Annotated in this window: 8 protein-coding genes; 5 read left to right on the top strand and 3 right to left on the bottom strand. The window is 52.2% G+C overall.

Going from position 1 to position 9,744, the window contains the following annotated elements; translation table 11 throughout:
* From ABYT30_RS11070 to ABYT30_RS11055, 4 genes are all read left to right on the top strand, one after another.
* A partial coding sequence (locus tag ABYT30_RS11070; protein WP_373096473.1) for a TonB-dependent receptor plug domain-containing protein occupies positions 1–1,436 on the top strand: 1,436 nt, incomplete at its 5' end.
* Positions 1,437–1,617: 181 nt separating this feature from the next.
* Entirely contained in the window at positions 1,618–1,848 is a 231-nt protein-coding gene (locus tag ABYT30_RS11065; RefSeq protein WP_373079598.1) for a hypothetical protein, read from the top strand.
* Positions 1,848–2,273 (top strand): hypothetical protein, encoded by a 426-nt coding sequence (locus tag ABYT30_RS11060; protein ID WP_373079596.1) that lies wholly within the window; start codon positions 1,848–1,850, stop codon positions 2,271–2,273. Before ABYT30_RS11065 ends, ABYT30_RS11060 begins: the two co-directional genes overlap by 1 nt.
* Positions 2,251–2,985, top strand: coding sequence for a hypothetical protein (locus ABYT30_RS11055; protein ID WP_373079594.1), 735 nt, complete (start codon positions 2,251–2,253; stop codon positions 2,983–2,985). The genes ABYT30_RS11060 and ABYT30_RS11055 overlap by 23 nt, the downstream gene beginning before the upstream one ends.
* 65 nt (positions 2,986–3,050) lie before the next feature.
* On the opposite strand, the gene ABYT30_RS11050 is transcribed toward ABYT30_RS11055, so the two are convergent.
* The 3 genes from ABYT30_RS11050 to ABYT30_RS11040 all read right to left on the bottom strand — a co-directional run bounded on the left by ABYT30_RS11050 (position 3,051) and on the right by ABYT30_RS11040 (position 7,220).
* Positions 3,051–3,656 carry an SOS response-associated peptidase gene (locus ABYT30_RS11050; protein WP_373079592.1) on the bottom strand — a complete coding sequence of 202 codons (606 nt, stop codon included), beginning with the start codon at positions 3,654–3,656 and terminating at the stop codon, positions 3,051–3,053.
* Between the two features lie 90 nt (positions 3,657–3,746).
* Positions 3,747–6,155, bottom strand: coding sequence for an endopeptidase La (gene lon / locus ABYT30_RS11045; protein WP_373079591.1), 2,409 nt, complete (start codon positions 6,153–6,155; stop codon positions 3,747–3,749).
* A gap of 162 nt (positions 6,156–6,317) precedes the next feature.
* Positions 6,318–7,220, bottom strand: coding sequence for a LysR family transcriptional regulator (locus ABYT30_RS11040; protein ID WP_373079589.1), 903 nt, complete (start codon positions 7,218–7,220; stop codon positions 6,318–6,320).
* 103 nt (positions 7,221–7,323) lie between these two features.
* Here ABYT30_RS11040 and ABYT30_RS11035 point away from each other — a divergent pair, with 103 nt between their 5' ends.
* On the top strand, positions 7,324–9,516 hold the full coding sequence (locus ABYT30_RS11035; RefSeq protein ID WP_373079587.1) for a molybdopterin-dependent oxidoreductase: 2,193 nt from the start codon (positions 7,324–7,326) through the stop codon (positions 9,514–9,516).
* Positions 9,517–9,744 lie beyond the last annotated feature (228 nt).

Below are 9,744 nucleotides of genomic sequence, written 5' to 3'. Positions count from 1 at the left end.
CGTCGTTTATAAACCACATGCGCTACGGACAGAGTCAGAGCGATGCCGCTATTCGCGCAAACGCATCGCGGACCGCCGATGCCGGTGAGCTAAGCCTTGGCTTGCAAACCATTAATCTCGATTTCACGCAGCCACTTGGGGCTTGGAGTTTAGCCTGGGGGGCGGAATTGCGGCGCGATGATTATGAGATTAAGGCCGGCGAAGAATACTCCTATTTTGACTACGACACCGATGCCAACGGCAATTCATTGTATGCCGCCGACGCCGCTGCCGGAATTCAGGTCTTTCCCGGCTTCCAGCCAGGCAACGAATTGGATGAGAGTCGCGATGTTTGGTCGCTGTATGCGGATGCCGAATACGATATCTCCGACACGTGGCTAGTAAGTGGCGCGCTGCGCTACGATAATTACGATGATTTCGGCGGAACCGCTAACTTCAAGCTGGCCAGCAGTTTTCGGGCAACAGACCGAGTGAGCTTTAGGGGCGCCGCGAGCACCGGCTTCCGAGCACCGTCTATGCAACAGCAATACTTCAATAATATTAGTACTCAGTTTGTATCAGACGGCTCTGGAGGGCTCACCGCGCAAGAGCGGGGAACCTTCCGCAACGACAGCGCCGTTGCCAAGGCCATTGGTATTCCCGAGCTGAAAGAAGAAGAGTCGGTGAACTTAAGCTTTGGTGTCGTACTGGAGCCAGTCGATGCCTTAACGATCACCGTCGATGCCTATCAAATTGACATTAAGGACCGTATCGTTATTAGCGGTGGTTTAACTTCCTCACTCGGCGATCCAAATCTGACCGCCGCCTTGGCAGCAGCCGGTGCCAGCAGCGCTCAATTCTTCCTCAACGGCGCTGACACGGAAACCAGTGGCGTGGATATTGTGAGCACCTACGCCATGGCGGCTGGTGCGGGCGATTTGGCAATTTCATTTGCGGCCAACTTTACTGAAACAGAAGTAACAAAAGTATTTGCCGGTGGCGGACTGGCAACGCTCAACCCCTCTGATGTCTTTAGCGCACAGGACATTTCAATTATTGAGGAATGGCAGCCAAAAGATCGTATCAATCTTAGCTTCAATTACTCCCTCGAACGCTTCACTGCCGTGCTGGCCTTTAATCGCTACGGCGAGTACACCGTTTGTGAGGGTTCTTGTACCGGGGCAGCCAACCGGCAGACCTTTGGCGCGAAGGTTCTCACTGATGTTAATTTAAGTTACCGCCTGAAAGACGATATTACGATTAATGTCGGCGGCAATAATATTCTCGATGAAACACCTGACAAGAATAACATTGGCCAGACCCGCGCCGGCACAATCGCCGACAGCAGCGGCAATGTCTTTGTTAGCTCCCCGGGCGTGTTTCAATACTCCCGCCGCTCAGCGCCGTTTGGCTTTAATGGTGCTTACTTCTTTGCCGGCGTAGTCTATGACTTTTAGTCGCTGACAAAGTCCTTAATAAGGCGTCGACGCTCACATTGACGCTTTTGGCACTACCTATGTAAATGGCGAACTGATCTCAGTTCGCCATTTTTCATTCCGCGCTGCCGGTCGCTAAGCCAGCTTCAGCGAGCTAGAATGTAGCAATGCACTGGTAAAGACGAGCAAACCTGAAACGCCCATGATTACGCAAGCCAAAGACAAACTACTCGCTAAATACCGCTCGCGCATCCGCGAGGGCGCCATCACCAACGCCAAGAAGCAATTGGCGATGAAAGGCATCACACCCGGTGAATTGGGCCCCGAGGAGCTGGAGATTCTCGTACACGATGAAGAAGTTAAATTGCGGGGAAAGCTGAAGAATTACAGCCTTGCCGCGCTGATAGCCGCGCTCACCCTAGGTCACTTTTAATGTTGATACCCTTATTGCGTAGCGGCGTGCTGTATATGATTTGGCGGCGCCATATACGACAGCGCGCACTCGGCCTCATCATTACCGTGCTGGCGGTATTGGCGGTGAATCTAATTCATTCGGAGGCATTCGCATTTTTTAAAGCAACTGAGCAACTCGAGCTTGCGCCGCTCGCCTTTTATTTTCGCTGGTTAGGCTGGCTGGCCGCTGGGCTTGGCTACTTGTGGCTTGTCGAACGTAAAATAGCCAAGGCAGCTAAAGTCGCTCGGACTCAGCGCAATGACTCAGCCAAACCTAAAACCGCAGCACCAAAACCCATCGAACAACATGATGGCTTCGACGCTTTGCGCAATAACACGCCTTTGCGCTCCCGAGCAGAAATAATGCTGGAACGAAAGAAACGTGAAAAATCAGACGGAGCTTAAGTCGATCTTAGCTAGCTGGGACGAACGCGACATAAGCATTCTGGCCATTCTCTGTGACCTTGACGAAGACACAGCTTCGGTTGCGGCCATCACCAAACAAATACGCTGGCTTTACCACTCCCGCACAAGACACAGCATTAAACGCAATTTAAAGCGCTTCGTAATGAAAGACAGCAACATGGACATGCCTTGCCCAACTTACGAGGCCTTACTCACTGGTGCAGCCAAGAAGCTCGGCATTCATAAGCACTGCACCTCAGTAGATGATTTTGAGCGCTATATTCCCCAAGCTGTTATCGTCGCGGCACTAGCGCGAATGAACCCGCCGCAGCGGGACCGCTTTTTTACTGAAGAATTTAATGCCACCCCAATGTGGGAAGCTGCGGGAATCAAAAGTCGAGAGATTGGCGGTCTTCGCACCGCAGCGAGTGTTTTAGCCCTGGCCAATGCCTCGGGCTATGCTGTGTACGCTGGTGCCACCACCGCCCTCGGCTTTGCTACCCACGCGGTAGGTATCACCCTGCCCTACGCCGCCTATACAGGCTTATCGGCGACCATTGCGCAGCTTATTGGCCCACCGGGCTGGCTGGCACTCGCGACCTATGGCTTTTTCAAAGTGACAGACACCGACTGGAATAAATTAATGCCCGTGTTATTAACAATAATCGCCGCCAAGAGCCGGTATGAGATTTTAAGCGACCACAAAACCTAAAAAAACAGAGGGAAGTCAAAAGCGAAATCAGAGAAGAACGTAATACGCACCAGACAAATGGCGCCTTAACATTCTTTAGGGCTAAGCACCGCACAAGCCTGCAAGCCAGTGTTATGCCTTGGCCGCAGCAAATGCCCAGCCTCTTCTGGCGAAGCCGTTAACCATTGATCAATATGCTCTACGTCAATTAACAACGGGGTGCGCGGGTGAACCCAGTCAATATCCCTTGCCGCAGCAGTGGTAATGATCGTAAAGGTCTCAAGCTGTATTTCTGCCTGTTGCCACGTCTCCCAAAGCCCACCAAATAAAATCCCTTCGCCGTCATCCCTAGCTAATCGGTGACATTGCTTTTTCCCATCCAATACCGGCCATTCAAAATAGGCCGAGGCGGGAATAATACAACGCTGCGATCGGCGCCATGCATCGCGAAAAGTCGGCTTCTCAGTGAGTGTTTCAGCGCGGGCATTAAATGTGGCGAACTTTAGTTTTGGCTCTTTTGACCAGCGCGGAAGCAACGACCACTTGCGCAGCGCATGGCCCTGCGCATCAAGGGTTGCAGCCAAATCAGTGGGACGGATATTTTTTCTGCCGATATCATTGACTGGCCAATCGGCTAATATCGCGGCCCATTTATGCATCGCTATACCGTGCTGTTCAAATGCGCCGCACATTCATTCACCTAGTCTTGCAATTAGATTGCGATATGAGTTGGCGACCTAACTCACCCCCGTTGACGGAGATCACGTTAGGTCGAGTTAAGCTTAATTAAACAACACCTCACGGACATCATCAAAGTGCTCAGCAAAATAAACATCAATACCGCTGCGCACATATGCCGGCAGCTCGTCGTAGTCACGACGATTGTCCTCCGGAAGTATGATTTTTTTGATACCGATACGTTTTGCCGCAATTAGCTTTTCGCGAATCCCCCCCACCGGCAGCACTTGACCAGTCAAGGTCAATTCACCGGTCATAGCAAAACCCGGTTTTGGCGCTTTATTTAGCGCTAGCGATAGCAGTGCGGAAGCCATAGTGACACCCGCGCTCGGGCCATCCTTGGGTGTCGCGCCCTCTGGCACATGAAGGTGAATCATTGACTCATTAAAAAATTTGGGGTCAGCGCCGAAACGCTCCAGATTAGACATAATATGACCGTAGGCAATTGTCGCCGACTCCTTCATCACGTCACCGAGCTGCCCCGTAAGCTGAAAGCTGCGACTCAAGGTATGGATACGCGAGCACTCGACTGCTAGCGTTGCCCCGCCCATTGCGGTCCACGCAAGGCCTGTCATTACACCAACGCCGCGCTGCCGCTTTTCTTTTTTGAAAATGGGTTTACCAAGTAATTTTTCAACGTCGTCGCGCCCAATGCTCAGTTTCTTAACACCGTCTTCCAGTAAACTCACTGCGGCCTTGCGCACAATACGGCCAAGCTGCTTTTCTAAGCCTCGCACTCCGGCTTCACGGGCGTAGCCATCAATGACATGGCGCAGTGCCGCAGCATTAATACTGAGCTGCTGCTTGCCTATGCCATTGCGCTGCAGCAGTCGCGGCCACAAATGTTTTTTGGCAATCGCTAATTTTTCCTCTCCCAAATAACCGGCAAGCCGAATCACTTCCATCCGATCTAACAAAGGACCGGGAATACTATCGAGCTGGTTGGCGGTACAAACAAACAATACTTTGGAGAGGTCAAAACGCAGATCAAGGTAGTGGTCAAGAAATTCGCTATTCTGCTCAGGGTCCAACACTTCCAACATGGCCGACGCTGGATCACCTTGAAACGAGGTGCCGAGCTTGTCGATCTCGTCGAGCATAATAACGGGGTTTGCGGTTTCAACGTCTTTTAATGCTTGCACCAGTTTACCCGGCATGGCGCCGATATAGGTGCGCCGATGCCCTTTGATCTCTGCTTCGTCGCGCATTCCGCCAAGGCTGAAGCGATAAAATTTACGCCCCAAGGCGTCGGCAATAGAACGGCCTATGGAGGTTTTACCCACCCCCGGCGGCCCAACTAACAACACAATAGAGCCAGCCACACTGCCTTTAAATTTACCCACCGCGAGAAATTCAATAATGCGGTCTTTCACATCATCGAGCCCGTGGTGATGCTCTGCTAAGACTTTGCGGGCGTGTTTGAGGTCAAGACGGTCGGACGAGTATACCCCCCACGGCAATTGGCTAAGCCAGTCTAAATAATTACGGGTCACGGCGTATTCTGGAGAGCCGCTCTCGAGCACCTCTAACTTATTAATTTCGTCATCAACGCGTTTTTGTGCCGCTGCGGGTAATGTCTTGCCCTTTAAATTTTTGCGGAACTGATCCGCGTCTGCAGACCGATCATCCTTAGAGATACCGAGCTCCCGCTGAATGACCTTAAGCTGCTCCTTCAAAAAGAACTTGCGCTGACTGTCGGTAATACTTTCGTTTACTTGCTTGCTAATACGGCCCTGCAGCTGCGCAACTTCACGCTCTTTGGCCAGCAACTGCAGCACCTTTTCCATACGACCTAGCAGCGGTATGGTCTCCATAATTTCTTGAAGATCGTCGCCGCTAGCACTGCTGGTAATCGCCGCCGCAAAATCCACGAGGAGCGAAGGCTCATTGGGGCTAAAGCGGCTGAGGTACTGTTTCAATTCTTCGCTGTACAGCGGGTTGATCGCAAGTAGGTCTTTTATTGCCTTGATAATGGCCATGGCGTAGGCCTTAACTTCATCGGTATCGCGCTCGCCAATATTGTCTGGGTAGTCGACCTCAACTAAAAATGGTGGCTTATTACTCAGCCACCGCCGAATGCGAAAACGCTTCACACCTTGCACCACGATCTGCGCGGTACCTTTCTCTTGGTGAATCTGATGAATTCGGGCCGCACAACCTACGGTCGGGAGCTTATCTGGTCGCCACTCATTAGCGTCGTCAAGCTCGCCGCAGTAAAGCAGGCCAAGAGCTTGCTGCTGCTTATCAGTGACGCGCTTTACGGTCTCTCCCCACAAAGCAATATCTAATAAAATTGGTTGTACTTGCGCAGGAAAAAAGGGTCGTTTTAGGGCAGGAAGCAGGTATAAGGTAGAGGGCATGACACTGTCGGGAATCACCAAACCGGTGCCGCGCTCATCGCCACTCATCATTTCACCATCTAGTACGTTCTCATGATTCTTCTCTTCAGACATCAGACTGTTCCCAATTAGCCAATGACAATAACGCTGTATCTTTAAAAGATATTGGGCTGCTCTACAAAAACTCAAGAGCATTTACCAGCACTGGCGTAAACCGCAAAAACCTACAATGAATATAGCGCAAGGGCCACATTTCGGTTCTTTTGATGACTCGCTTTAACTTTCCGCAGCAACTCGGCCCAAAATGCCGCGCAGCCACTGATGGGCCGGATCGTGATCTACGCGCGGGTGCCAGGCGGCAATCACATCGAGGGCGGGCATTTCGGCCGCAATGTTTATTTCGCGCAGCTCACTTGTCATCATCGCCAACAATCGTCGAGGAATCATGGCTACCAATTCGCCCCCGGCCAAAAGGCGGGGAAGAATGCCGAAACTCGGGGAAGTAACCGCAATTTTTTCCATTAAAGGGGAATCAAGTAGGCCGCGGTATAGCGGGCCTTCAAAAGCAAAACCAGTTGGTGACACAATGACCTGGTCGTAACGCAAAAACTGATCAAGCGACACCGATTTTGATTTAAGCGGATGGTCGCGGCTAACGACACCAACGTAGTTATCTCGAAACAGCCGTCGGCTACAAAAATCAGCTGCCAGCTCCTCTGGAAAGGTCAATACCATATCGAGATCGCCCCGCCGCATCCTCTCCGTTGCTGCTTCTGCGCTCAGGTCGTAAATCGCGATCTTCACCCTGGGCGATAATTCACGAACCGCCATTATCAAAGGTGCTAGCAAGGCAATTTGCAAGTAGTCGTTAGCCGATACCGAAAAGGTAAACTCCGCCTGAGCAGGCCTAAACTCCGGCGGTTTGATTAAGGTTTGCGCGTCATTGAGCAAACGCTTTATCGATGGCCGCAAGGCCTCCGCGCGCGCCGTGGGAATAAGCCCGCGCTGAGCGCGGATAAACAGCGGGTCGTCAAATAGCTCCCGTAGTTTTTGCAAGGTATAGCTGACACTGGGCTGGGTCACATGCAGGCGCTTTGCCGCAAGGGAAACGCTGCGTTCGTCCAGAAGCACATCCAGCACTTTTAGTAGATTGAGGTCGGCTCTCAATATATCAGTCATATCTATATCTTTTATAAAAACTCACAATTTGTCTTATACCAAAAGCCACCTTATATTTCACCTATATTGCCGCAGCTATCGCCAAACAAGCCGAGACCACCGCATGACAACACGAACCGAACACGCGTCGATTTGCAGAATGTGCCACGCGGCCTGTCCCATCACCGTCGAAATGGAAGACGGTAAGCCAATAAAGGTCACCGGCAACAAGGCCAGCCCGACATATCACGCCTTCTGTTGCAGTCGCGGACAAGCCTCGGTTGAGCATATTAACCACCCAGACCGCCTACTCAGCTCAATGAAACGCCAAGCCGACGGCAGCTTTGCGCCCATTGGGATTGAGCAGGCAATGGATGAAATTGCTGACAAAATAAAAGCACTTATCGATGCCAATGGCCCCAGATCATTAGCGGCCTATTTTGGCACTTACTCCGGCCCCTACCCCGCCGCCCCACCGATGTTGGGGTCGCTGGTTGCCTCGCTGGGCTCACCAATGATTTTCGCCAGCGCCACCATAGACCAACCGGGCAAAGACATCGCCAACGCCATGCTAGGGCAATGGAAAGCGGGACCTCAGGCCTTTGCCGACGCTGACGTATGGCTGATGCTTGGTGGCAACCCCTTAGTGTCAATTGCTGGCGGCATTCCCAGTCAAAACCCCGCGAGACGCCTAACCGACAAATTAAAAGACGGCATGAAGCTTATTGTTATTGACCCTCGGCGCAGCGAAACGGCGGCAAGAGCTCACATTCATTTGCGCCCAACCCCTGGCGAAGATAGTAGTCTGCTGGCAGCAATGCTCCACGTCATTATCAACGAGGCACTTTATGACGAGGCGTTTGTCGCCGATAACGTGGCCGGTTTTGCCGATCTGGCCGCCGCCGTTGAAGCCTTTTCCCCGGCCTTTGCCGCAGCCAGAGCGGACGTGCCAGAACAGCAAATTATCGACGCCGCGCGCTTGTTCGCCAATGCCAAACGCGGCGTAGCGACTGGTTTGACGGGTGCCAATATGTCCGGTCACAGCTCCCTCGTCGAATATTTAATGTTATGCATGAATACCCTGTGCGGCCGATTTTTGCGCGCAGGCGAAGCCGTCGCCAACCCCGGCGTATTGCTGCCTAGGGCCACCCCGGTAGCCGAAGCGGTTGCGCCAGCTGCTTACGCCAATCTTGGAGAGAAGCTGCGGGTGCGCGGTTTGGCCCAAAGCGCCAGCGGTATGCCCACCGCCGCGCTGGCCGACGAAATTCTGCTGGAGGGCAAGGGCCAAGTTAAAGCCCTAATCATAAATGGCGGCAACCCGGTTGCCGCGTGGCCAGACCAAGAGAAAACCATTGCCGCAATGAAGGCGCTGGAATTGCTCGTCCACGTCGACATTAAAATGTCAGCAACGGCGAAACTAGCCGACTATATTATCGCCCCCAAGGTGAGCATTGAGGTGCCAACGATGTCACTGGCCGTTGAGCAACTCGAAAACTTCTCTTACCACTGGGGTTTGTGCGAGCCCTTCGGGATGTACGCTCCAGCGCTTGTAGAGCCACCCGCAGATTCCGATTTAATCGAGGAGTGGGAGTTTTATTACGGCCTCGCCCAGCGCCTCGGTATAGGCTTGTTTGCCTACTCGCTTCAATCCAAAACCGCGACTACCCGGGAAGATCGCGACTTTGTGATGTTCGATATGGTCAACAAACCAACTACTGACGAGATCTTTGAAATACTTTGCAATCGCTCACGTATTTCGCTCACAGAGATCAAGCAACATCCTAACGGCGCACTCTTTCCCGAAGCGATTATTGCACAAGCCAAAAACGAAGATTGCGACGCGCGCTTAGACGTCGGAAACACCGACATGATGGCCGAGCTGGCCACCGTGCAACAGGAAACAACAGCCTTAGCGGGCTACCCGTACAAACTCGTGTGCCGCCGCATGAAGAATGCCTACAACTCATCACTGCGCGATTTACCAAGGCTCGTTAAAGCCAAACGCCCATTCAATCCTGCGTTTATGCATCCCGATGACCTCGCCGAGCTTGGGATAGAAGAGGGAGATAACATTACAATTGCATCTGCCCACAATAAAATTATCGGTATCGCCAATGCCGATAAAAGCCTCAAACGCGGCATTCTATCTATGGCCCACGCCTTTGGGGATATAGAGCAAGACGACAGCACCGCCAGTTTATTTGCAAGTGGCAGCAACACCTCAAGACTGGTCAGTACCGACGACAGTTATGACCGTTTCTCAGGCATACCGCGAATGAGCGCTCTGCCCGTTAAGATTGATAAGGCAGCCCAGTAACACCATGACGGCGAAATCGCCGTCTATTCAATTTGATGCGTTTGCCCAGCTGCTTCATATAAACGACGATATCAAGGCTCGCGCCACGGCCCCAAGCCAATACCTTCAACAAATATCTCAACACTTTTCGGCCTGTTCTCTAACAGCAAGGCGCGAAATCGCTGTCCCTCGTCACTAGCAAAATAATGGGGAGAAAAAAGCGCCACAGCGTGGCCCTTTTCTTTGAAT

The sequence above is a fragment of the Zhongshania sp. genome, assembly GCF_041623545.1.
Lineage (GTDB): Bacteria > Pseudomonadota > Gammaproteobacteria > Pseudomonadales > Spongiibacteraceae > Spongiibacter.
Note: the sequence above shows the minus strand (reverse complement) of the source record. Positions and strands in the feature narration are given on the sequence as shown.

What these genes read in the sequence shown, in the direction of transcription:
- ABYT30_RS11050 (WP_373079592.1), bottom strand. Translation starts at nt 3,656, where the DNA reads ATGTGCGGCGCATTTGAACAGCACGGTATAGCGATGCATAAATGGGCC.
- ABYT30_RS11060 (WP_373079596.1), top strand. Translation starts at nt 1,848, where the DNA reads ATGTTGATACCCTTATTGCGTAGCGGCGTGCTGTATATGATTTGGCGG.
- lon (WP_373079591.1), bottom strand. Translation starts at nt 6,155, where the DNA reads ATGTCTGAAGAGAAGAATCATGAGAACGTACTAGATGGTGAAATGATG.
- ABYT30_RS11040 (WP_373079589.1), bottom strand. Translation starts at nt 7,220, where the DNA reads ATGACTGATATATTGAGAGCCGACCTCAATCTACTAAAAGTGCTGGAT.
- ABYT30_RS11035 (WP_373079587.1), top strand. Translation starts at nt 7,324, where the DNA reads ATGACAACACGAACCGAACACGCGTCGATTTGCAGAATGTGCCACGCG.
- ABYT30_RS11065 (WP_373079598.1), top strand. Translation starts at nt 1,618, where the DNA reads ATGATTACGCAAGCCAAAGACAAACTACTCGCTAAATACCGCTCGCGC.